General features: G+C 67.2%; 22 protein-coding genes. 19 read left to right on the forward strand and 3 right to left on the reverse strand.

The window, feature by feature from the left end; all coding sequences use genetic code 11:
* Positions 1-33 precede the first annotated feature (33 nt).
* On the forward strand, positions 34-651 hold the full coding sequence (locus tag ACX1D1_RS15870; RefSeq protein ID WP_459056643.1) for a MucR family transcriptional regulator: 618 nt from the start codon (positions 34-36) through the stop codon (positions 649-651).
* Between the two features lie 312 nt (positions 652-963).
* Positions 964-1,740 (forward strand): hypothetical protein, encoded by a 777-nt coding sequence (locus tag ACX1D1_RS15875; protein ID WP_459056644.1) that lies wholly within the window; start codon positions 964-966, stop codon positions 1,738-1,740.
* Positions 1,741-2,172: 432 nt separating this feature from the next.
* Here the strand turns inward: ACX1D1_RS15875 and ACX1D1_RS15880 are convergent, their stop codons facing one another.
* Positions 2,173-2,607 (reverse strand): hypothetical protein, encoded by a 435-nt coding sequence (locus tag ACX1D1_RS15880; RefSeq protein ID WP_459056645.1) that lies wholly within the window; start codon positions 2,605-2,607, stop codon positions 2,173-2,175.
* 120 nt (positions 2,608-2,727) lie between these two features.
* Here ACX1D1_RS15880 and ACX1D1_RS15885 point away from each other — a divergent pair, with 120 nt between their 5' ends.
* The 14 genes from ACX1D1_RS15885 (at position 2,728) to ACX1D1_RS15950 (ending at position 15,141) form a co-directional block, all read left to right on the forward strand.
* Positions 2,728-2,892, forward strand: coding sequence for a hypothetical protein (locus tag ACX1D1_RS15885; protein ID WP_459056646.1), 165 nt, complete (start codon positions 2,728-2,730; stop codon positions 2,890-2,892).
* Positions 2,893-3,365: 473 nt separating this feature from the next.
* Positions 3,366-3,536, forward strand: a complete 171-nt coding sequence (locus ACX1D1_RS15890) for a hypothetical protein (RefSeq protein ID WP_458996601.1) — start codon at positions 3,366-3,368, stop codon at positions 3,534-3,536.
* Positions 3,533-4,267, forward strand: a complete 735-nt coding sequence (locus ACX1D1_RS15895; protein WP_459056647.1) for a hypothetical protein — start codon at positions 3,533-3,535, stop codon at positions 4,265-4,267. Before ACX1D1_RS15890 ends, ACX1D1_RS15895 begins: the two co-directional genes overlap by 4 nt.
* Entirely contained in the window at positions 4,264-4,596 is a 333-nt protein-coding gene (locus tag ACX1D1_RS15900) for a hypothetical protein (RefSeq protein ID WP_459056648.1), read from the forward strand. Before ACX1D1_RS15895 ends, ACX1D1_RS15900 begins: the two co-directional genes overlap by 4 nt.
* A 2-nt stretch (positions 4,597-4,598) precedes the next feature.
* Positions 4,599-5,390, forward strand: a complete 792-nt coding sequence (locus tag ACX1D1_RS15905) for a hypothetical protein (protein WP_459056649.1) — start codon at positions 4,599-4,601, stop codon at positions 5,388-5,390.
* Between the two features lie 3 nt (positions 5,391-5,393).
* Positions 5,394-6,881 carry a hypothetical protein gene (locus tag ACX1D1_RS15910; RefSeq protein ID WP_459056650.1) on the forward strand — a complete coding sequence of 496 codons (1,488 nt, stop codon included), beginning with the start codon at positions 5,394-5,396 and terminating at the stop codon, positions 6,879-6,881.
* A complete protein-coding gene (locus ACX1D1_RS15915) occupies positions 6,862-8,367 on the forward strand; it encodes an SCO6880 family protein (RefSeq protein WP_459056651.1) in 1,506 nt (501 codons plus the stop codon). Before ACX1D1_RS15910 ends, ACX1D1_RS15915 begins: the two co-directional genes overlap by 20 nt.
* Positions 8,367-9,851 (forward strand): putative type IV secretion/conjugal transfer ATPase, encoded by a 1,485-nt coding sequence (locus ACX1D1_RS15920; RefSeq protein ID WP_459056652.1) that lies wholly within the window; start codon positions 8,367-8,369, stop codon positions 9,849-9,851. The genes ACX1D1_RS15915 and ACX1D1_RS15920 overlap by 1 nt, the downstream gene beginning before the upstream one ends.
* Positions 9,851-11,314, forward strand: a complete 1,464-nt coding sequence (locus tag ACX1D1_RS15925; protein WP_459056653.1) for a M23 family metallopeptidase — start codon at positions 9,851-9,853, stop codon at positions 11,312-11,314. The genes ACX1D1_RS15920 and ACX1D1_RS15925 overlap by 1 nt, the downstream gene beginning before the upstream one ends.
* Positions 11,311-11,847 carry a hypothetical protein gene (locus ACX1D1_RS15930; protein ID WP_459056654.1) on the forward strand — a complete coding sequence of 179 codons (537 nt, stop codon included), beginning with the start codon at positions 11,311-11,313 and terminating at the stop codon, positions 11,845-11,847. The genes ACX1D1_RS15925 and ACX1D1_RS15930 overlap by 4 nt, the downstream gene beginning before the upstream one ends.
* 261 nt (positions 11,848-12,108) lie before the next feature.
* A complete protein-coding gene (locus tag ACX1D1_RS15935) occupies positions 12,109-12,549 on the forward strand; it encodes a hypothetical protein (protein ID WP_459056655.1) in 441 nt (146 codons plus the stop codon).
* Complete coding sequence (locus ACX1D1_RS15940; protein ID WP_459056656.1) at positions 12,546-13,979, forward strand: type IV secretory system conjugative DNA transfer family protein; 1,434 nt, start codon at positions 12,546-12,548, stop codon at positions 13,977-13,979. The genes ACX1D1_RS15935 and ACX1D1_RS15940 overlap by 4 nt, the downstream gene beginning before the upstream one ends.
* Before the next feature lie 15 nt (positions 13,980-13,994).
* Positions 13,995-14,552 (forward strand): hypothetical protein, encoded by a 558-nt coding sequence (locus ACX1D1_RS15945; RefSeq protein WP_459056657.1) that lies wholly within the window; start codon positions 13,995-13,997, stop codon positions 14,550-14,552.
* A gap of 448 nt (positions 14,553-15,000) precedes the next feature.
* On the forward strand, positions 15,001-15,141 hold the full coding sequence (locus ACX1D1_RS15950; RefSeq protein ID WP_459056658.1) for a hypothetical protein: 141 nt from the start codon (positions 15,001-15,003) through the stop codon (positions 15,139-15,141).
* Between the two features lie 284 nt (positions 15,142-15,425).
* On the opposite strand, the gene ACX1D1_RS15955 is transcribed toward ACX1D1_RS15950, so the two are convergent.
* On the reverse strand, positions 15,426-16,049 hold the full coding sequence (locus ACX1D1_RS15955; protein WP_459056659.1) for a hypothetical protein: 624 nt from the start codon (positions 16,047-16,049) through the stop codon (positions 15,426-15,428).
* 874 nt (positions 16,050-16,923) lie between these two features.
* Between ACX1D1_RS15955 and ACX1D1_RS15960 the strand changes: the two genes are divergently transcribed.
* Complete coding sequence (locus ACX1D1_RS15960) at positions 16,924-17,100, forward strand: hypothetical protein (RefSeq protein WP_459056660.1); 177 nt, start codon at positions 16,924-16,926, stop codon at positions 17,098-17,100.
* Between the two features lie 168 nt (positions 17,101-17,268).
* Positions 17,269-18,306: a TY-Chap2 family putative peptide chaperone gene (locus ACX1D1_RS15965; RefSeq protein ID WP_459056661.1), complete on the forward strand. Its 1,038-nt coding sequence runs from the start codon at positions 17,269-17,271 to the stop codon at positions 18,304-18,306.
* 88 nt (positions 18,307-18,394) lie between these two features.
* Here ACX1D1_RS15965 and ACX1D1_RS15970 read toward each other — a convergent pair whose 3' ends face one another.
* Complete coding sequence (locus ACX1D1_RS15970; protein ID WP_459056662.1) at positions 18,395-19,390, reverse strand: SAM-dependent methyltransferase; 996 nt, start codon at positions 19,388-19,390, stop codon at positions 18,395-18,397.
* A 382-nt stretch (positions 19,391-19,772) separates the two neighbouring features.
* Between ACX1D1_RS15970 and ACX1D1_RS15975 the strand changes: the two genes are divergently transcribed.
* On the forward strand, positions 19,773-21,533 hold the full coding sequence (locus ACX1D1_RS15975) for a BspA family leucine-rich repeat surface protein (protein ID WP_459056663.1): 1,761 nt from the start codon (positions 19,773-19,775) through the stop codon (positions 21,531-21,533).
* Positions 21,534-21,765 lie beyond the last annotated feature (232 nt).

Below are 21,765 nucleotides of genomic sequence, written 5' to 3' on the forward strand. Positions count from 1 at the left end.
GGGGGCGTGTCGCGGTGTGGGGCGTTCGGATGCATGACGCAGACACCTGATCCGCTGTGTGTTTTCCACGCGAGGAGGGTCAAGCGGGGTTTGGGGCTGCCGACCGCGGCCGATCTGAGGGTTGGGGACCCGAGTGGTCACGGCTTCTGGGGGGTGGTGGACCGCACCGCCGATGGGGTCTTGTGTCATGAGTGTGGGCAGCGGTTCGCCAGTCTCGGTATCCATCTGGCCCGTGCCCATGAGCTCACGGTCCGGGTGTATCGGGATCGGCACGGGATCGCCGACGAGGAGTCGTTGGCGGTCGTGTCGGCGGGGCGGCCGCGGCGTCGTCCGCATCCGTGTGGCCGGTGCGGCACGATCCTGACGGTGCCGGGGAAGCTGTGTGACGACTGCCGCGCCGCGCGCCTAACCGAGCTCGAGAACCGCCAGACGGCTTTGGCGGAGCCGACACCGGCCAAGGCGCGGTGGCGGCGCCTGACCGGCGAAGAACGCGACGAGCTGTTGCGTGCGGCGCCCGAGCAAACACCGTCGTTGATCGCGTCGCTGCAGCGGAGCCGGGTCACATCGGCCGAGATCGCCGCAGTCCTGGGCCGTAGTCAGAAATGGATGGCGCGCACTCATCCCCGCCCCGACTGGGGAACCTCGAACTGAGGGACCGTAACCCGTGTTGTGCACATTGTTGTCCACCGCGGTGGGTGAAACGATCACAACGCCCCGGGGGCCCCGGGAAGTGGGCGTCGGCGCGGCTGAGAGCCCCCCGAAGCACGTGGCACCACCCCTAGCTGCATGCCTCGGTGAGTGGCTGTCCAGCGGCCTGGTGGAGTTTCGGGGGTAGGTTCATCGCCCCTAGCCAGACGCTGAATTGGGGTCGCGTACCCCTCGTGGGGCGGGTTCTGGGGGTAGGGAACGGGAGAGGTGCCCGCGGGAGGTTCATCGCGAACCAACCGCGAAAGGACACCTGCGATGAGCGTGCGCGCCGCCCTTCATCTCGACAACCTTCTTCAGGCCGCCGACGACACCTGGCCGCAGTGGACCAGGACCGAGCCGCTGCTGGCCCGGTTCGCCTCGCACCGGGAGGTCGCGCAGTGGCGGATCGATGATGTCGACTGGCAGGAGGACCGGGAGATGTTCCTCGCGTTGGGCCGGCTGACGTTGGTGGAAGAGTCAAGGGTCGCCGCGACAGCGGTGCTGGTGTTCCTGGTGCTGCCCGCCTGTGAGGCCACCGTCATGCGGCGGGCCTCCCTGACCACTGACGTGAGGCACCTGGAGGATGTGGCGGCTGGCTATCTGTGGACCGAGGTGGCGCAGTATCCGTGGGACGATCCGATGAAGGGCTGGATCCCGCAGGGGGTCGCCCGCCGGGTCGGTCGGGCGATCGACCGCGACTTCGGCTGGGGAGAGACGGCGGAGCGGATCTGGCGGGATCGGGCCACGCTGGACTTCGAAGCGGTGGAGCGCCTCAATCATCGCGGGGCCTACACGAGGCCACTGCACACCACCGACCTGTACTGGTGGGCGCTGACCGAGGCGGGGCTCAGCAGGGAAGACATGGATCTGCTGGTCGCGCTGGCGGTCACCGCCCACGAGGACGGGATCACGTCACGGTCCAGCGCGGGAATCACCGCCCGCTCCGCCTGCGTGCAGCTGGTCCAGCCCGGACAAACCGTCGACCAGCTGCAGTACCGCGCCAGGAAAGCCCTGACGGTCCTCCGCGAAGCAGCCCGCAGCACCGCCGCCTGACCCTCCGTTTTCGTCCGGCTTGCTCGCGCACACTGAGCGGCTGCACCTCTTTGACCTCCACGGTCACCGTGGGCGCCCGAATTGGTGAGGCGAGTCGGTGTTCGGCTTGTTGGAGATGATCTAGACCATGAACCCACGTCGTGCAGCGGTAGTAGCCGGAGCCATGACCGCCACTTGCGCGGTCCTCGCCGGCTGTTCGCCTGGCACTCAACCTGCCGGCAGCCCCGTCCACGTCCCCGACGATGGTGACAACCAGCGCTGCGCCGGCCTCACCCTCCACGACGCCGAGCCCATCCCCGGCGCAAAGTGGACCAAAACCCCCGACCAGATTCTTCACCGAATCGACCGGAAACGTAAACATGTCTCAACGACGGGCCACTAGCGGGAGTGGGGACCTATGGGTCTAAATATCGACCTGATCCGCTCCAGAGGTCAGTTAACGACGTAGTTTTCCAAAACCTGGTCGTGCGTCATCTCACCAGCTGCAATGGGCTCAAAGTCAGGGCGCGTGAACTCGGTACCGTCAGGCTCTCCAGTCCAGTAAGAATCGGGGTTCAGCGACTGCCACAGGAACTCATCGTCCTCATCAAGATCTCCTGTCGAGGAGCGGAACACGACCATGTCGTCGTCCTTGCGGGCCAGCATGCCAACGTTACCGGATCCGGTAATGGTAGCGATCACGTGTGCGGTGATATCTGGATCAGTCTGAAGCAAGTGGCGAGCGTCCCTGATGACGATCTGAGACACCCCTGCGATTGGGTACACTGCCTCCACACGGGACTGTGGATCAGCTGCCTCAATCTCGAAGGAGGGGCTGACGATACCCTCTCCGAGGTAACCGTCGTAGTGGATGGCCAGAAACCGCATGGGTAGTCTCCTAGTTGTGTCGAAGGTGTCTCAAGTTTAGTTAGCACGGGTCAGGAAGCCACCGATTCGGTCGCTGTACTCGTTCGGCTTCGGAACAACAACCTGATCCGCAAGGGGTATGTGATCTTCCGTGACGCGGTGATCGCTGAGCCGACCACTGAGACCGATGGAGTCACCACCTCGGAAATCAACTACTGCTTCGACCCCGCACACTTGCAGACCGTCGATATCGACACCGGCCAGCCCGGCGAGAGCGTCATCCAGCCCGATCAGGTCAGACGATGAAGGTCATGGTCCTCATGGAGCAGATGCCCGACGGGAGTTGGCGGGCGGCGCTGTCCGAGACTGAGTTGGCTCCGTGCTGAGAGCCTTCGATCACGGGCGGCTTCTTCCTACACTGCTGCTGGCATGACGCCAGGGGTGTGGACGACGCTCGAAAAGGGGTCACCAGATTGTTCCTAGCGTGTTCGTGATGGAGTGCCCGCCTCGGGTCGGTGCTTGACGCCGGCTCGCCGTCATTGCTGCTGTGGACACTCCGGCCCGCACTGGCTTGTCACACCCACCCGGCCCTTCTCCATGGAGAACCCTGCCTGCACCTCCCACGGTCAAGCAGCCGCTGGTTAGCCGGCCTTCCTTCCCTGCCCCGCACGTGGTCTCTGTCTGCGTGGAGTCGCTGGAACTTGTTTACGCGCTGGCCGGGATTGGTCCGGGTTCATAGGGGGCAGGACAGCACGAGGACAGCGAAAGGGGCCACGGAGATGTCGGATGAGGAGACGCAGCAGCTGATCGTTGCTGCGAAGGGCGAGGCGGAGGCCTGCGACCAGTTGGTGTTCTGGACCCAGCAGCTGCAGCACGCTCTGGATGCCCGCCGGCAGCTGCTGGACGTTCCCCCGGAGGAACTGAAGGCCGCCCTGGAGGCGCAGCGATGACCACCGCCACGTTCTCGCTGGCTGAGCTGCGCGCCGCCTACACCGCCCTCCACGCCGGAGCCTTCACCACCGACACGACCCCCCAACCCGAAACGGCCGCCGCCGCGACGGCGGAGCTGCCGGCCGCGGCTGAGGCGGTGGTGGGTGTGGTCGGTGTCTCGGGTGGGGTGGGGACCACCACGGTGGCGTTGGCGATCGCCGAGGCCCTCGGCGCCGGCCGCCTGGTCGAGCTCAGCGTGCCGCACACCTCTGGCTTGGCGGTGGCGTCGACGGCCGAGCTCGGCACCCAGGACGGCTGGAGCGTCGGGTCCCGCGACGGGCTGCGGCTGGAGCGCCGCGCCGACCCCGACGCCACGATCCTCCCCGACACCGCCGCTGGGCTCACGGTTCTTGACCTCGGCACCTGGACCGAGCCTCAGCCGGCGGTGTCTGTGTTGGTGGTGGTGGCTGCGTGTTCGGTGCCGAGTGTGCGGCGTCTCAACGCACGCCTCGACACCCTCGACGGCCTGCGGGTCGTGCCGGTGATCACCGGGGTCCCGGGTCGGGCACTGCCCAAACCGGTCGGTTCGGTGTGCGGCCCGAGGCTGCCTGCCGCAGCAACGGCCGGGCGGCTGCTGCTGGTGCCGGAATGCGCGTCTCTTCGGGTCGGTGGGGTTACTGCCGATCCGCTTCCTCGTCGGCTGCAGTCCGCGGTCGACGTCATCAAGTCGTGTGTGGAGGAAATCTCATGATCATTCAGTTCGTAGCCGAGGCCATGGCGTTGGGTGTGGTGGTGCCGTTGGAGGGGAGGGGGATGGTGTGTCCGGTGGCGCCGGCGGGGGCGCAGGTCCTGGTCGATGAGTTCCTGGGCTGGTTCTCGTGGGCGTTGGTGTGGGTGGCCTTCCCGGCGGGAATCCTGGCCGCGGTCGCGGCGGTGATCATGGGCAAGGTGTTCTCGATGCCGCACGTGTCGAAGGGCGGCCTGATCGGGGTGTTCGTCGTCCTCGGCGCCGCCCTGCTCTACCTCGTGATTCCGGGGATCCTGTCGGGGTTCCTCGGCGACGGCTGCGTCACCCGCTAACCATGATCCGACCCGATCGCGCGCACCTGACCCTGCTGGCCGCCGTCACCTCGGTGGCATTGCTGCTGCTCTCCGGCCTCGGGTTCGCCGTCTACTTCGCCATCGCCGACGACCCCACCACCCCCACGACGGCGAGGGTCGTCGAGACGCTGCCGGCCGGCGGCGCCTCGGTCCGCGATGAGATCGCCGCCGACCCGATGCTGGCGGTGGCGCCGTCGGATGCCACCGGCGGCACCCCAGCGATTGGCCCGTTGCCGACGATCGACATCCCCATGGGGGACCAGATCGGCGCGGAAGGGATCCCGACCGGCTACCCGCAGACGCCGGAGGGGGCGATAGGGCAGTTGGGGGAGATCCTGGTCTCCGTCCTGAGCTCCATGGATCTGGCCCATGCGCAGCGGGTGCAGCAGACCTGGTTCGAGGACCCCACGAGCTCGACGGACTCGGCGGGCTCGTCGGGGTCGTGGCCGGTGCTGGGGTTGATTCAGTCGTTCCTGACCGCCGGCAAGATGCCGGCAGGTCTGCAACCCGGCGCGTCGCTGACCGTGATCCCCTCGGCAGCCCAGGTGAAGGGCTCCGATAGCGACGGTTGGCATGTGGTGTGTGTGTTGGTGGAGATCACCTACACGTTCCGCGACCAGGCCCGCCTCGCCTATGGACACTGCGAACGCATGACCTGGCAAGAAGACCGCTGGCTGATCGCGGAGGGGGCGCATCCGGTGCCGGGGCCGTCGACGTGGCCGGGCACCGAACTCGCCGTCAAAGCTGGCTGGCTCACCTGGCGGGACGCCTGAGCCATGTGGGAGCAGATCGGGGAGTTGTTCGGTGATCTGGCCGCCGCCGGGGGCCAGATTGTGGTGGACGCGTGGGTGGCGATCTGCATGGCGGTGTGGGGCGCCGGGTTGTGGGTGATGCGCGCGATCCTGCAGCTGGGGGACTGGTTCCTCACCCCCAACCTCAACCCCGACGGGTCCGCCTCGGCGCTGTGGTCGGTCTACGGCCTCACCCTCTGGCTCGGCCAGTCCCTGGCCCTGATCCTGCTGATCGTGCAACTGGTCGGCACCGTCCTCCGCCGAGACGCCCTCTCCCTCGCCGGTGCGGTGTGGGGGGCGGTGAAGTTCCTGCTGGTATGCACCCTCTGGTACACCTACGGCGCCGCCCTGGTGACCGCCGTCGAAGGGCTCAACACCGCGCTGCGGATCCAGTTGCTGGGCACAGCGGATCTGGCCGAGTGGGAACCTGCCGGGTTGGACTTCACCGAGGGCGTGATGACCGGCACCACCGCCACCGTGCTCATGTTGCTGGGGTTGGTGTTGTGGCTGGCCGCGTTGGCGCATCTGGTGGTGATGCTGGGCCGGGCGGTGTCGCTGATCGTGATCGCCGCCACCGCACCGATCGCCGCGGCCGGACTGATGTACAAGCCGTTCGAATCGTGGTTTTGGAAGGCGTTTCGCTGGTTCCATGCCGCCGCCATCGCGCCCTTGTTGATGACGCTGATGCTCGGGTTGGGGGTACAGCTGGCCACCGGCGTCTCGCTCGGATTGGAGGACTCCGGCCAGGAGGCCGTCGCCTTGGCGTTGCCGTCGGTGGTGATGATCGCGGTGGCCGCCCTGTCGCCGGTGGCTCTGTTCCGGTTGTTGGCGTTCGTGGATCCGGGCACCACCAGCGGCGCCTCGTTCCGCGCCGGCCTCGCCGGCACCACCGGCGCCTCCTCGGCCGCCGACTACGCCCACACCGCCGTGACCCGCAGCAGCGGAGGCTCTGGGGGTGGGGGAGTTGCTGGTGCGGGCGAGTCAGCCACGGCGAGCCGTGCCGCGGCGGCGCAGAGCTCCAGCCTCAGCCCCGCCGCAGCGGGCGCCGGCGGCGGCGGAGCCGGTGGAGCCGCCGGGGGAGCCGCGGGCGGCTCCGCTGGTGCTGCTGGGGGAGCTGCAGCCGGCGCGGGTGCTGCGGCTGGTGGGGGAGCGGCCGGCGGTGCTGCTGCTGGTGTGGGTGCGGTGGCGGGTCCGGTGGGTGTGGTGGCGGCCGGGGTGATCCTCGGCGCGAAGAAGCTCGTCGACGGTTTCCAGCAGGTCGGCGCCCGCGCCACCGGCCTGGTCAACGACACCACCTCCGGCATGGGGGCCGGCGACCCGTCCTACCCGTACGACCCGGCCGGCGACATCCGCCGCGCTCCTCATCCGGCGCAGGTCGCCACCACGACGACATCGACCCAGCCGCAGCGTGCGGCGCAGCCTCCTGTGGCTGTGAGAGAAGCGGAGGACCACAATGGCGGCCAGAACCTTTGACGCGTTCACCACCCCGAAGGCCGGCGTGATCTGGGGCCTGACCGTCCCCCAACTGCTGTTCCTATCGGTGGCGACGTTCCCGGCGTGGATGGCGATCAGCTCCCAACGCTGGCTGGCCGGGATCATGTGGGTGCCGGTGTGGCTGCTGCTGCTGTTCCTCACCGTCGTCCCCCTCGGCGGCCGCCCCGCCGTCGGCTGGCTCGCCGCCGCTACGGCGTTCGCTATCGCCGGCCTCGCCGGGTGGCTCACCTTCCGGTCGAAGGCTGCCACCGGAACCCTGCGGGACCTCGGCGAGCTGGACATGCCAGGCTCCCTGACCGGGGTCGAGGTCCTCGACGGCCCACCTGTCGGACTCGCCCAGCGGCGGGTGGCGGTGATCAAACATGCTGCGGCCAGGACGTGGGCGATCACCGCCCGGATCGAGCATGACGGGATCGCGATGGCCACCGACGCCCTGTGCAACCGGTACGCCGACGGCCTGACCGAACTGCTGGACACCGCGGCCCGGGGGGAGTTGATCTCCGAGATCCACCTGATGGTGCGCACCACACCGGATGATTGCACGGAGCGGGAACTGTGGCTGCGCGCCAACACCGTCGCCGATGCGCCGGTGACGTCGGTGGCCACGCAGATCGAGCACCTGCGCTGGTCCCAGGCAGGGGTCCGCACCGAAGCCTTCATCACCCTCGTCATCCCCGACAACCGCCTCAGCCGAGAGGCGCGCCACATGGGCGGCGCCACGGATGGGCGGATGAACACCCTCCTCTCGCTGGCGGCCGAGATCGGGGCAGTGGTCACCGGCCCTATGGGCGCACGCGACATCGAATGGCTCACCTCCCCAGAGTTGGCGCAGGTCGTGCGGCTCGGGTTCGCCCCCGGCGACCGCGCCGGCCTCGTCGCCGCCGCCCACGACGCAGCCACCGATCCGACGATGTGCGCCTCGGTGCCGTGGAGCTTGGCGGGACCCTCGCAGGCGTATGCGGCGGTGAGGCACTATGCGCATGATGCGTGGGCGACGGTCACCTCGACGGTGAAGCTGCCCGAGCGCGGTGCGACCATGGGCGGCTGGGGACACGTCCTGGCCCCCAGTGAAGCCGTGGAGCGGCGCAGCGTGGCGATCGTGTTCCCGATCGAGAAGCAATCCGCTGCGGATCGGAAGGCGGCGCAGCAGGAGTTCGGTCAGAGCCTCGGCCAGGGGTTGAAGGACCGGCTCGGGGTCCGCACCGGCGCCAAGGACCACCGCCGGCAGGCGAAACTGGACCGGGTCGAGGTGCAGCTCGCGATGGGCGCCACCATGAGTCACCCCTACGCCCTCTGCTCGGTCACCGTCCCCGCGACGGCTCCGGTGGCTGAGTTCGGCCGCCGGTTGGATGCGGCGATCCGCCGCGGCGGCATGGCCCCTCAGCGACTCGACATGTCCCAGGACCTGGCCTTCGTCACCGCCACCCTCCCACTCGGCATCAGCCTCACCACCAGGCACCAGTGATGGCCCGCAGCATCAACCGCCTCCTCGCCGACTTCGGCCACGACCTCCCCACCAAACCAGCCACCGTGGATGAGCGGCCGGCCCGCGAGTTCACCACCGCCCCGCCGTGGCGCGGCCGACCAGTGAAGGGGGCGGGGTGGGTGGCGGCGCGGCCTGCAGTGAAGCGGTACCAGATGACCTCCGACCAGGCCGGCGTGTTCTGGCCCTTCCTCACCGCCAGCCCTCTGCCGCCGACCGGGGCCCCGATGGGCACCGACATGAGCAACGGCGCCACCTTCTACGTCGACCCCCACGGCTGGGTCCTCAACGACTCCATCCCGGTCACCAACCCGAACATCTTCGTGTTCGGGAAACCCGGCCGCGGGAAGTCCGCGTGGGTGAAAGCGTTCCTCAACCGAATGTTCGCCTTCGGGTACCAGGCCCTGATTCTGGGAGATCCGAAGGACGAGTACGAGCTGATGTGCCGCCACTTCGGCGTCGAACCCTTCGCCATCGGCCCCGGCATGCCCACCCGCCTCAACCCCCTCGACCCCGGACCGCTGGCCACAGGCTGGGGCCAGTTGGACCGGGTGGAGCAGGAGCGGCGTTCGGCGGTGATCTTCGGACGCTGGCTCGTCCTCCTCCGGTCGCTGATCGGCTCCCAGAGTGTGGGCGACAGGAAGGTGGCGGTGGGACCGACGGAGGAACAGGTCCTCAAAGCCGTGCTCCACGAACTCACCCACACCGATGCGGACAGCCGAGCGTTGCGGCCGATCGTGATCCCGCAGGTCTGGCAACAGTTGCACTCACCCAGCGACCAGCTGATCGCCGAACTGCGCTACCCGGACCGGCACACCTTCCTCGACGACACCCGCCTCCTGCGCGACGCGGTCGCGCAACTCATCTCCGGTGTCTTCGCCGGGATCTTCGACGCCCCCACCACCGTCACCATCGACTGGAACGCGCCGATCCAATCCCTATCGCTGTCCCGACTGATGCCGTTGGGTGACGACGCCGTCGGGATGGCGCTGATGTGTCTCAACTCCTGGGGCACCGCCATGCGCCAAGTCAGTGGCCGGCGGCGGATCAACGTCCGCGACGAAGTCTGGCGACAACTCCGCCTCGGCACAGGCGCGGTCTCCTCCTTCGACGCCGATCTGCGCCTGTCACGCTCGCACGGCGATATTGAGATCGCCAACGCCCACAAACCCTCCGACTACCTGGGGGCGGGGCATGCCGGGTCGCAGGCGCAGCAGATCGCCAAAGACCTCCTCCACCTCGGCGACATCAAGGTCCTCTTCGGCCAGGACGCCGAGGTCGCAGACGACCTGGAACAGCTCCTCGACCTCGGCCCGGTCGCCCGCGACATCGTCACCGGCTGGGCCATGGGCGGCAAGGGCCGAGCCCTCATCGCGGTGGGTCCACGCCTCCACAAGGTCGCGCTGACCCTCCACGCGGATCTCGAGCTGCCCTTGACCGACACCAACCAGAAACTCCTGACCTGATGTGGAAGGCCTTGGCCGTCATCGCAGCGGCGTTGACGGTTCCGCTGGCGCCGATCCTGGTGTTCGCCGGGGCGCTGACGGGGCCGCAGGTTCAGACGCAGACCGTCAGCGCCACGTGCGCAGGCTGGGCCGGTGACACACCCGCCAGCATCGAGTTGGATGCGTCGCAGATGAACCGCGCCGCCCTCATCTACGCCGCCGCGCTCGACACCGGTGTCGGTCCCGCGGGCGCGGTGGTCGGGATCGCAACCGCCATGCAGGAATCCGCCCTCGGCGCCCACCCCGCCAGTCGCACCCCCAACTCCGATGGCGACGTCGGCCTGTTCCAGCAACGCTCCCTGGTCGGCTGGTACGCCGACGGCACCACCCAGGCCGAGAACCTCCGCATCTTGGCCGACGACGCCTACCAGGCCCGCACCTTCTACCAAGGCCACACCACCACCACCGGCTGGCACATCCCCGGACTCACAGACATCGACGGCTGGCAACAACTCACCGTCGCCCAGGCCGCGCAGAAGGTCCAGGTATCGGCCTACCCCGACGCTTACGCCCAACACGAAGGCCTCGCCCGCACACTCGTCGCCCTCTTCGCCGGTCAGCCCGCAGGTCTCGCCAACTGCGGAACTCTCGACGGAGACCTGGACTGTGCGCCGACGGGAATGCCGTCTGAGCAGGGCCAAACCCCCGACGCCCTGCGCGTGATGCGCTGCATCCACAGCCGCTGGCCCCAGATCCGGTCACTGCTCGGCGTCCGCCCCGGCGACCCGAAAGATCACGGTTCCGGCCGCGCCGTCGATGTCATGATCCCCAACTACTTCTCCCCAGCCGGCATCGCTCTCGGCACCGAGATCGCGGAATGGGCCCGCACCAACGCCACCGCCTTTGGGGTCACCTATGTGATCTGGCGCGAACACCTCTGGTCCGTCGCCCGCGCCGACGAAGGGTGGCGACGCTGCGGTCAGGCCGCGTCCTGCTACACCGGCCCCAACCCGGCGGCCGCGCACCTGGACCACGTCCACATCTCCGTCCACGGCACCCAAGGAACCGGCACCACCACCCTCGGATCAGGTTCGGTGGTGTTGCCCGTCGACCAGTACCGCCTCACCTCCCGCTTCGGCGACACAGGACCCCGGTGGAAGAAGGCCCACACCGGCCTCGACTTCGCCGCCCCCACCGGCACCCCCATCAAAGCCGTCACCGACGGCACCATCACCCGCGCCAGCGTCGCCGGCGCCTACGGCAACCTCACCACCCTCACAAACTCGGACGGCACCGTCATCTATTACGCCCACCAATCCGCCATCCACGTCGCCGTCGGACAACGCGTCACCGCCGGCACCGTCATCGGCAGGGTCGGCGCCACTGGCAACGTGACCGGACCCCACCTCCACCTCGAAGTCCGCGTCGGCAGTATCCCCACCGACCCTGACCGCTGGTTCCGCACCCGAGGACTCACCCCATGACCCCACACCCAGCCGCCCGCCTCCTCACCGTCACCGTGCTCATCGCGCTGCTCGTCGGCTGCAGCTCCACACCGAACCAGATACCCACCCCGGTCGAGACCACCGCAGTTCGGGTTCCCTCGCCCGTGGTGGTGGGGGAGAGCGGCCCGGCCGAGGGCTGGGTGGGCGGCGACGAACTCGACGCCACCACGCCGATGGCCGACGCGCATCCCCACGACCCGCCCGAGGATGCCCAGATCGTCGCCGCAGTCACCGCGGCCGGCGAGTTCGTCGCCGGCTGGTTGACCGTCGACCAGCAGCTGAGGCGTGAGCGCCTCGAGGGTGTGGCGGCGGAGGCGCTGATCGCCGCCTTCGACGACCCCCGCTTCACCCCCGCCCCCGGCACCCAGCACGGCCCAGCCCATGTCGTCGAAGCCGATCCGATGCAGATCACCACCCGCCACCGCCTCGACACCGGCGACGTTGTCGACGTCACCCTGATCCTCGACCCCGACAGCACGCATGGCTGGATCGCTATCGCCATCACCACCTGACAAGCACACCCAGTCCCGGAGCTGCGCAGGGTCGGGCGGTGCGCTCGAATGGCAGCCGATGGTAGGTATCCACGATTTGCCCCAGCGGGGTAGTGTCCGGAGCCACACCCAAAGCGGTGTCGACGTCCATCGACACCATCCAGCGGAAGCCTCCAGCGACCCCCCATCGCCGGAGGCTTCCGTGCACTCCAGCCCACGAACAATCCTTCCTGTCTGTTGTGCTCACGCTGTGGACCGGTCTCGTCCGGGTTCTTCAGGGGTATGACAGATTCGCAGCACGACGACGGCTACGCCTGGACATGGGAACCCGCCGTCGGCGCCCTCACCACCGTCGCCCTCCTCGGGGTGGTCGCCGTCCAGGCGGGCCGCAGCCTCACCCTCGCCGCTGCTGGCGCGGGCTGGCACTGGCCCCCCTCCACCGCACTGGTCACCAGCAGCTGGGGCATCCTCACCGGCGACCTCCACGCCGGCCTCGCCACCCACGGCACTGCCGCCGTCTGGGTGGCGTGGGCGATCGCCGCGGCACTGTTCATCGCCGGCCTCACCGCCGCCATCGTCCTTGCGTTGCGGGTCACGGCCGGCCGCCGCTTCAAGGGCATGGCGACCACGGGGCAGGCGGAACAGCTCCTCGGCCTGGGCCGGCTCCGCGCGCACCGGGCCGTGATCCGCCCTGACCTGTACCGCAAGGGCCACCGGCGATGAGAAGGCGGTTTGAGCCCACTGCGGTGGGGTGGCGGATCGGGACCAGCAAGGTGCCTGTCGGGGTGGCGTTGTGGCAGCCGTGGGACCGCACCGCCGGCGTCATCGGACCCCAAGGCTCCGGCAAGACCCTCGACATCCTCACCCCCGCCCTCCTCCAGGCCCCCGGCGCCGCCCTCGTCACCCTCACCAAACCCGACGACCTGCTGCTGACCCTCGTCGCCCGCCAAGCCAAGGGCCCGGTGGCGGTGCTGGATCCGTTCGGCGCCGCACCAGGGTTACCGGAGTTGATCTGGGACCCGATCGACGGCTGCGTCGACGCCACCGTGGCCGAGAAGCGCGCCAAAGCGTTCTGCGCCGGCACCCTCGGCAGTGGTGGAGACGGTGCCGACTCGGCCGCCCGCTTCTACGCGGCCGAAGCCGCGAAAGTCATCCAGTGCTACCTCCACGCCGCCGCACTGGCCGGCTACACGTTGAACGACGTCCTCGGATGGTCCGCCAACCCCCGCACCGCCACCCTGCCCTCGGAGATCCTGCGCTCGCACCCGATGGCCGAACCGAACTGGTCCGGACTCCTCGCCGGCGCCGTCAGCAACACCGACGAACGCACCGCCGGCAACACCAAATCCACCGTCGACCAAGCCCTCGCCCTCTTCGCCACCCGAGACCGACGCGAACGCTGCGTGCCTACTGAAGGCCGGCCCGCCGTCGACATCGCCGACCTCATCCGCAGAAACGGCACCATCTACCTGCTCGGCCGCGAAGACCCCTACGTGTCAGCCTCCCCGCTGATGACCGCCGTCGCCGAACACGTCCTCGACACCGCGCTCCTGTTGGCGAATGAGAGTGGGTTCGGCAGGTTGTGTCCGCCGATGCTGGCCTGCCTCGACGAGCTGCCCTCCACCGCACCGCTGCCCACCTTGGCGACCAGGATGGCCAACGAACGGGCGTTGGGGATCTCGTTCATCTGGGCCTCCCAAACCTGGGCCCAACTGACACGCATCTTCGGGGAACAGCAGGCCCGTGCGATCAAGGACCTCACCAACTCTCTGATCATCTTCGGCGGCTCCAAAGACGCCGGCTTCAACCGCGAGATCAGCGACCTCCTCGGCACCAGGCGCATCACCCGCCGCAACCAGCAACACGGCGGCCACGGCTCGATCTCCACCCACGGCGAAGACACCCCCGTCATCCGCCCCGAACAACTCCGCGAACTCCCCACCCGCACCGCGCTGGTCGTGGCCGAGAACGGAAAGCCGATCATCGCCACCCTCCACCGGGCCATCGACGGCAAACCCGGCAAACGCCTCCTGGCCCAGCAGCAGGAGGCCCGCCACCTCATCGCCACAGAGACGGATGTCCATCTTATGAGTGCGGGGGAGAGGACCGCCATGGCGCACTCCTACGCCCGCCAACTCGGTCTCACCGACTGAAAGACCTGAATCGCTATGAGTCAGCTACTGCCATTTCCCGACCTCACGCAACGGATGCTCGCCGCCTACATCGACCTCGCCGCGTTCGCCCGCGGGGGAGAGGCCGCCGAGGAGATCATGGCCACAGGTGAGATCCTGCCCAGGACCTGGGACATCACTTCGATCGCCGACGCGGATCTGCGCTGGGACTGCTGGACCTGGCTCGAGGCGTTCGTCGTCTGGCTCAACTCCCAGCACGCCTGGTACAGCGCCGACCACACGCCGGGCTGCTGGCCTGAACACCCACCCCTGGTCCGGGAACTCGGCACTCTCGCCTTCCTGCGGTTCCAGGCCGGCGAAGCCACCGGACCGATGCCGCTGGAAGAGTGGCACCGCTACGCCCTGCCCGGCTACCTCGACCGGACCCGGGATCAGCGGCGTGCGTGCGAGGAGAAGCACCAACCCTGGCCCGGCCGAGCAGCCCACACCCGCCACACCAACGACGACGCAGCGGCCCGGCGCCTTCGCGTCTTCAGCGCCGATGTCGACAGCACCCCTGTCGTGGAGCAGAAGGTCCACCTGCAGCCTCTGTAGGTGCGAGACGAAAATGGGGGCCGTCAATGCCTCGACGGTGCTGGCCTACAAGAAGGGCAGCACCGCGCCGTGTTCCTCGGCGAACTCGGCGTGGTCAACTGGCTGGAGCTGAAGGGAGCCGACCGGTTCCCGCCCGCTGCTGGTGGTCGTCGATGAGGTGACGGGGCTGCTGATCCTGCTCGGCGCGGCCCGGGGGAGCATCCGCTGGTCGTGGAGGTGCTGGAGAAGAACCTGGCGAAGATGCGTATCTCGTCGTTCATGGCGAAGATCATCTCCGAGATGCGGTTCGTTGGTCTGCGGGTGCTTCTGTCGACCCAGGTGTCGAACCAGGCCACCGGCATCCCGCCGTCGCTGAAGGCGCGGATGGGCAACTTTTCGTGTTGCAGGGCACCAACCCGTCGAAGCCTGCCCGGATGCAGACGGTCAACTGCACCGGGAGGACCCTGCTGTGTCGTCGCCGGACGGGGCGCAGCAGTGGTATCGCGGCGGGAGGCTGCACCGCGAGGATGGGCCAGCGTTGACGTTCCACGACGGGGCCCAGTTGTTCTACCGCGGCGGCGGCTGCACCGCGAGGACGGGCCTGCTGTGACGCACCCTTCAGGCCGTCGGGCGTTCTGGCTGAATGGGGAGGTGGTAGCAGGGCAGCAGTTCGCACTTCTGCACCCGAGGTGTTTCAGACGCGCTGTGCCCAGTGCGGGCGGGTCATCCGCGGGATGCCGCAGTACGCGATGGTGCGCGAGGGCACCGGCTGGTGACGTTGGACGACCTCGCGGTGTGCATCGAACGCCCGAACTGGCTGGGGCGGGGGCGCCGGAGACTGCCCGGGCACGGGTTAGGTGCGGGCGGCGAATTAGTTCGAACTAGTTCTGGTCTTCAGCCGGCTGTGGCCTCCTTGTGCTGCGTGTCCAGCAGCCTTTTCACCGAGGTGGGGGTTTCGCCCTCCCGCAGGCGTTTCGCAACTGTCCAGCCGTACAAGCTGGTCCCCAGGTCGGGCGGGGTCAAGCCGGCGTTGCGAAGGGCGGCTGCTCGCTTGGCTTGGCCCTTTCGGAGCCCGTGGTCGATCCACACGTCTCGCTCGATGTCGCTGAAACCGTAGAGCTTCCACTCCTGTTCGTCCCAGGGGGCCTTGGCGTCGAGCCTTGGGTTGTCCAGCCCGAGGGACCGGTCGGGGGGGCCGAACTGGCCCGATGTCGGCGTGGAGCCGCGACGATCGAGGCGCGGTTGGCGACGCAGAGTGTCGCTGGGCTGCGTGTCGAGGATCTCCCACTTTCCCTTTGGATGTGGCGGGTCTGCGGGAAGTTGAAGGCCCAGGTGCTCGGCTACCCGTTTGGCGACGGGCTCGACGATGGACTTCATGGCGGGGGAGTCGACGTACTCGCCGATCTCCTGAAGGGCTTCCAGGATGGCGGGGGTTGTTGCGCCGAGTTCTTTGGCGAGTTGCTGCGAGCTTCGCAGGGTGTTGCTTGATGGTGTGGACAGCTTCTTCTTGAAGACCACGCGGTTCCTATCGGTCGAGGGACCTCCCCGCATGAACGTCTTGAGGAATATCGCACATTGCGCGGAGTGTTGCCGGGCTCGACCATATAGATCGGCGTCGACGATTGGAAGGCGCTTGTGGGATATCGCACGCCTGCAACACGGGCCCGTCGGTCCCGCCGTGTGGCCCGCAGGCGTCTCTGACGCTGATCGCATCCACGCTCACCCGCGGCGCCCTGAAGTCGGCACCCGCGCTACCACCCAAGCGCCGCCGGGCCGACCCGGGACGGCAATGCTGCTCCTGTCGAACGCAAGACAGGAGTGCTCCTGCTCAACATGGCTCATGGGGACTGCCCCAGAGGAACATCGGCCCCGCACCTCCCCGGAAGTTCTCCTGGTCGGGGGACTCGTCAAGGAAGAGCTACTGCATGAAGATGTTGAACCCCACGGTGGCGAATCCAGGCGTAGACAGCGTGACGAAGAACGTGATGTTCTGACCAACGGCAACCCGGGACGATCGACCTGAATGGGTTGTCGCTACGGGAGCCGCCAGCAGCTACCGGGTGGGCGGCGCTGAAGGGCGGTGCTAGCTCCGCCCTTCATCGCGGCAGCGAGACGTTGAGCGTCGCAGGCAGGCCACCAGGAGGTCTTGGAAATGACGTTCTCCTGTCGCGAGGCCGCCAGCAGGGCGTGGTGACCGCGAGTCGCTCCATGACTCGGACCGTACGCGGGGGCGCCGGAGTCGTTCATGTGATGGACTGCCCCGTGGACGTGGATCGCCCCACGGCGCTTGACCGGATCATGCTGCGCCGAGCAGAGGTCACAGACCTGCTCTCGGGCCACGGCCTTCCACAACGCACGGGTGGTCGGCTGGGCTGGAGGCGACGGCGGGACCGTGGCCGGCGTTCCGGCCGAGATAGAGGTCGACCTGCCCTCCCGACGGATGACCGGCGGCGATCTGGCCCGACTCGGCAACGAGTTGACGGCGTTGATCGGCTTGGAGGTGGTCGTCTGGGCCGTGCCCGTCGGGCTGGCGCGGGTGCCACCAGGAGAGAAGATCCGCTGCCTGTGAGCTGCGACGACCTTCGGGTGCGCCGCACGTCTTCGGCCGCCGACACGCCAGCCGTCGGATCCACGCTCACCCCACGCTCAGGTCAGGTGGCCGAACGTGGCTGAGTCGGTTTCATGCAGCGGGCGCGCAGCTGCGTGATGATGTGGTCATGACCTGTGGGGCTATCGGATGACAGCACGTGACGAGATACTCGAGGCTGCCGAATCGTTGGCTGCCTCCAGTCCCGACGGGACATTCAGCCCGGCAGACGTCATTGAGTGGCTCCAGCGGCGCGGCACCAAATTGATGGAGAGCACGATCCGGACGCACGTTGTGTCGCGGATGTGCGCCAATGCGCCAGTCCACCACACCGTGGTGTACACCGACCTCGAGCGGGTGAGCCACGGCAGGTACCGGCTGTCAGCCGGTTCTGCAGACATCGCGGGGAGACAGCGGGTGTGGCATGACGCCCGCATCCACGAGGTGGGCGAGAGCACTTTCGTGCCGACCTTCGCCCTGCGCCAGGCACTTGCCTGGTGGGTCGGAGCCGAACTCGTGCGCCGACATCCTGACTCGATTCGCCTCATCGAGGTGTTCCCGCACCAGTACGGACCGGCTCTCACAGTGTGGGAGAAGAGCGACGACGCTCACGCACCTGGACGCGGTCTCGCGTTCCTCACACTTGGCGAGAGCTTCCACGTCCAACCCCTGCTGGAGCCGGCGCTGGACGGCCGGCTCAACTGGCTCGACGTCCTGCTCGCGCCGAATCGTCGCCATGACGTCGTCGAACGGCTGGAAGCTCAACTCCAGCTCACACCGCCCACATCAACCCCCTCCGCCACGGATTCCAGCATCGGACCGCGTGTGATCGCAGCGTTCCTTCAGCGGACGGCCTTGGACCAAGACCGCTGGGTGATGACCAACGGCGCATACGAGGACGACGACGGCGCGGGTGTCAGCGACCGACTGTTCGAGTCGATGCCGGAGGTGGCGCTGGATGCAACTCGGCACCTACCCGAGCTGCATCCCCTCGGGCTTTCGCAGTCGCGCTACTGGTTCCTTTGCCCGATCAAGAACGGCGAGGCCGGTCCACCGGTGCGAGCCGTGGATACCACCGCCGGGGTTGTCTGGCTGGAGGGAGAGCGCGTCTCCATGATGGACGAGTTCCGTGCCTGCGACCGGAGTCTGGATCGCCTGGTCTCGTCCCTCATGCCGCCAGCTCTGTAGCAGGTACCTCAGGGTGATAACGAGTGGTGCGAAGGGCCGAAGCCGTTGGCTGCTCTGATCTGACTGGCCGTTGGGCTGGAAGGGGTCGTCAGTGGTCTTCGACGGGTTTGGTGACGGAGTAGACGCAGTAGACGCCGTCGGTGGGACGTTTCGCGGTCACCGGGCCGTCTATGCCTGCGGCGGCGAGGAGATGGAGCATCTCGTCGATGCTTCGGGGTTGGATGTGTGGCCACTGAATGACGTTGAGCGTGAATGCCAGTTGGGGGTGCGTGTCGAGCATGTTGCCGACCACCAGCACTCCGCCAGGCCTGACCAGGTCATACGCGTTCCGCAGGAACGTGACTGCGCCCGCCATCGCCGAGGAGGTCCGGATCAATCGTCCGTAGGTGTAGACCCAGTCGTGTGGTTTGAGGTACTCGAGGATCCCGATCGCGTCCACCACGTCGAACGAGGCGCGGCGTAGTCGCAGTCCCAGCAAGCCAGTCAGCCCCCGCGGATGCAGGATGTTTCCTCGTCGAAGCCGTACCTTGTCGGCGATGCCGAGGGTATTGGCGTAGGCGTCTGCCAGTCTGAGCGCGCGCGGATCGATGTCTACCAGCGTGACCTTGGGTGCCAACGCACCGCGCCGTGCGGCGGCTTGAAGAACTGGTTGAGCGGCTCCGCAAGCCAGACTGAGCCAGTCCCGAGAATCCGCGTGAGCGTCAAGAATTGAAGCCAACGCAGCCGCTCGACTACGAATTCCGCGCGCGTCGGCGCAATTCCTAGTCCACCGGCGGAACCGAGATCCAATCGGAGTGCCATCCGGCAGGTCTTCGGCGAGGGGCTCATAGAAGGGGTGGAGAGCTGCGGCGGTGGGGACCATGTCCAGCCAGGCACCCGAGGCTGGCACCGCACTTAGCAGCGCCTGGGTGGCAGGATTCGTGCGATCGATATTCCCGGGCCGCTTGCGCGCGAGATCGACTCTGGCGTCGCCGTGGAACCCCATGAAGGACAGCTCCTCGATCTCGGCGGTCACCTGTTCCAGGTGATCGTCGACAAATGGGTCATCGAAGCTGAAGTCCTGCACGTCGATCTTGGCGTTCATGGACATGCTTGAACTGGCCAACGGATATCCCCCGATCGTGCCGTTGCTGCCCACCTGCTGGGCCCACTGTGGGCTCTTCGCAGATGTTGAGGGCACGCTAGCAGGGACGACGGTGCCGTTTCAGGCGGGGGGTTAGTGAGGTCACTGGTCCGAGCGCACCTGCACGTTTCGAATGCGAGTCGGGTTGACCAAGTTGCGGTGCTGATTGCGCGCATGTACCGGATGGCAACGCACGGACATTCGGGCACGTTGCTGTTGTGCTTTTATCCATAAGATAAGGCTGCCCTTGCCCAGTGATCCCAAGATCTCACAGCGCCGGTGAGGCAGCTCCGAAAGGCATAGGGTTCTGGATGACGATGAAGTCGCTACCTTGGGGGTTCTCATGCACGTTGCCATTAGGGCGCTCGCGCGCGCTCTCGCTTGTCTGCTGATCGGGCTGCTGCCGGTCTTGTTCGCGTCCACGGCTCAAGCGGCTGAGCCGTACTCCGGCTTGGCCGGCGGAGTTCGTGCTGCGGCAAGCAAGGCGACACTCGAACCGGGGCAGGTCACGATTGAGCAGAGCGGCGATGTTCTGAGGGCGATCGAGGGTGCATGGACTCCGACCCCGGCCTCATTCACCTACCAGTGGTTCCTGTCCGGCATCAAGATCCGGAAGGCGACCTCTCAGACCTATGGGCCGGACGCTCCGGGGCAATACACCGTCACAGTCACCGGCACGCTCCCCAGGTACGCCAAGACTTCTGCGAGCTCGAGTCCCTACGACTTCCCAGCCCCCTTGGCCCCAGCCCTGAACTCGCTGGCTCCCTCGGCGGGGCCAACTTCGGGCGGCACAGAAGTCACGGTGACGGGGTCCAACCTCTTGGGCGCCACCGGCGTGTCCTTCGGCGCGGCGCCTGGGACGAACATGGTGGTCGATAGCGACACATCCCTCCGAGTTCTGACCCCAGCGCATGCGGCTGGAGTCGTCGACGTGACCGTGACAACATTAGACGGAACAGCCACGCTGGCCAGCGCGTTCACCTTCACCCAAACCGTGCCGCCGCCGGGAGAATGTGCGGATCCGATGGTCCTCACCATCGACACCACGGCCCCAGACGCCACGACGTCGATCCGATTCATGGTCGAGGGAGGAACCAGCCCCGTCAGCATCGACTGGGGCGGAGCGGGCACACCCAGCAACACCAGCGGTGGCCCCGGCCAGTTGCAGACCTTCCCCACCTCCCCAGGCGAAGTCACCTACACCTACTCCGCCAACGGCACATACAAGGTCAAGCTGTGCGGTTCCGTCCCTCACTTCATGACCAACGACAACCCCAACGGGCTCGACAAGGATGAGACGGGCCTCCTACGGTTCTTCTACACCTCGCTGGTCGCCGTCGACAGCTTCGGGTCGGTCGGACTGAACGACCTCAGCTATGGGTTCACCAACGCGACCAATCTGGCCAGCGTGCCCACCATCCTCCCCAGCGCCGTCACCAGCCTCAGCGCGGCCTTCCAGCGCTCCAGTTTCAACAGCCCGAACATCACCACCTGGAACACCGCCAACGTCACCGACATGGGGGCGATGTTTGAGATGAATCATGCCTTCAATCAGCCCATCGGTAGCTGGAACACGGCCAACGTCACCCACATGCAATCTATGTTCAACGGAGCTTCAGCGTTCGACCAGCCGATCGGCAGCTGGAACACCGCGAATGTGATACTGATGTTCGAGATGTTCAGCGGGGCGTACGCGTTCAACCAACCACTCGGCGGTTGGAACACCTCCAACGTCCTCAATATGAGCAAAATGTTCAGCTCTGCGTCGTCGTTCAACCAACCGCTCGACACCTGGAACACCGCCAATGTGAAATTCATGGGCTATATGTTCCAGGTGGCGTCGTCGTTCAACCAGCCGCTGGGTGCATGGAACGTGACCGGAGTGGTGGACGATCCCTTCTTTGGAATGTCAGAATTGTTGTGCGGGTCAGGCATGTCGACAACTAACTATGACTCGACGCTCATCGGATGGGCAGCCCAGCCGGTCCAGAGCATGGTCAGCTTGGACGCGTGCACGATCAAGTACTCGTCGGCCAGCGCTGCCGCCAGACAATCACTGATCACCAATCACCAATGGGTGATCACCGACGGCGGCCAAGCCTAACTACGAGGGAGCCCTGCGGACATGCCAGGTGTCCGCGGGGCCTTGCCACCGGTGAAGCCGTCAACGGTCACTATGGAGCGCTCGCCGCCACACGGAACGGGCTCGCCAACGGCCACCGTAAAGTCTCGTAGGCGCTCTTTATTACATCGGATTATCCAGAGAATCCGATGCAATAACTCCTTGGCCCTTGACACCGTCTCCGCAGCCGATCGCCGACTGCGACGGCTGCTGG

It is taken from the genome of Tessaracoccus luoxuelianae (assembly GCF_054483915.1).

Excerpts from the sequence above, each read along its gene's own strand:
- ACX1D1_RS15965 (WP_459056661.1), top strand. The coding sequence starts at position 17,269 with ATGACAGCACGTGACGAGATACTCGAGGCTGCCGAATCGTTGGCTGCC.
- ACX1D1_RS15935 (WP_459056655.1), top strand. The coding sequence starts at position 12,109 with ATGACAGATTCGCAGCACGACGACGGCTACGCCTGGACATGGGAACCC.
- ACX1D1_RS15925 (WP_459056653.1), top strand. The coding sequence starts at position 9,851 with ATGTGGAAGGCCTTGGCCGTCATCGCAGCGGCGTTGACGGTTCCGCTG.
- ACX1D1_RS15910 (WP_459056650.1), top strand. The coding sequence starts at position 5,394 with ATGTGGGAGCAGATCGGGGAGTTGTTCGGTGATCTGGCCGCCGCCGGG.
- ACX1D1_RS15945 (WP_459056657.1), top strand. The coding sequence starts at position 13,995 with ATGAGTCAGCTACTGCCATTTCCCGACCTCACGCAACGGATGCTCGCC.
- ACX1D1_RS15905 (WP_459056649.1), top strand. The coding sequence starts at position 4,599 with ATGATCCGACCCGATCGCGCGCACCTGACCCTGCTGGCCGCCGTCACC.
- ACX1D1_RS15875 (WP_459056644.1), top strand. The coding sequence starts at position 964 with ATGAGCGTGCGCGCCGCCCTTCATCTCGACAACCTTCTTCAGGCCGCC.
- ACX1D1_RS15915 (WP_459056651.1), top strand. The coding sequence starts at position 6,862 with ATGGCGGCCAGAACCTTTGACGCGTTCACCACCCCGAAGGCCGGCGTG.
- ACX1D1_RS15880 (WP_459056645.1), bottom strand. The coding sequence starts at position 2,607 with ATGCGGTTTCTGGCCATCCACTACGACGGTTACCTCGGAGAGGGTATC.
- ACX1D1_RS15900 (WP_459056648.1), top strand. The coding sequence starts at position 4,264 with ATGATCATTCAGTTCGTAGCCGAGGCCATGGCGTTGGGTGTGGTGGTG.
- ACX1D1_RS15975 (WP_459056663.1), top strand. The coding sequence starts at position 19,773 with ATGCACGTTGCCATTAGGGCGCTCGCGCGCGCTCTCGCTTGTCTGCTG.
- ACX1D1_RS15895 (WP_459056647.1), top strand. The coding sequence starts at position 3,533 with ATGACCACCGCCACGTTCTCGCTGGCTGAGCTGCGCGCCGCCTACACC.
- ACX1D1_RS15930 (WP_459056654.1), top strand. The coding sequence starts at position 11,311 with ATGACCCCACACCCAGCCGCCCGCCTCCTCACCGTCACCGTGCTCATC.
- ACX1D1_RS15870 (WP_459056643.1), top strand. The coding sequence starts at position 34 with ATGACGCAGACACCTGATCCGCTGTGTGTTTTCCACGCGAGGAGGGTC.
- ACX1D1_RS15890 (WP_458996601.1), top strand. The coding sequence starts at position 3,366 with ATGTCGGATGAGGAGACGCAGCAGCTGATCGTTGCTGCGAAGGGCGAG.
- ACX1D1_RS15970 (WP_459056662.1), bottom strand. The coding sequence starts at position 19,390 with ATGAACGCCAAGATCGACGTGCAGGACTTCAGCTTCGATGACCCATTT.
- ACX1D1_RS15920 (WP_459056652.1), top strand. The coding sequence starts at position 8,367 with ATGGCCCGCAGCATCAACCGCCTCCTCGCCGACTTCGGCCACGACCTC.
- ACX1D1_RS15940 (WP_459056656.1), top strand. The coding sequence starts at position 12,546 with ATGAGAAGGCGGTTTGAGCCCACTGCGGTGGGGTGGCGGATCGGGACC.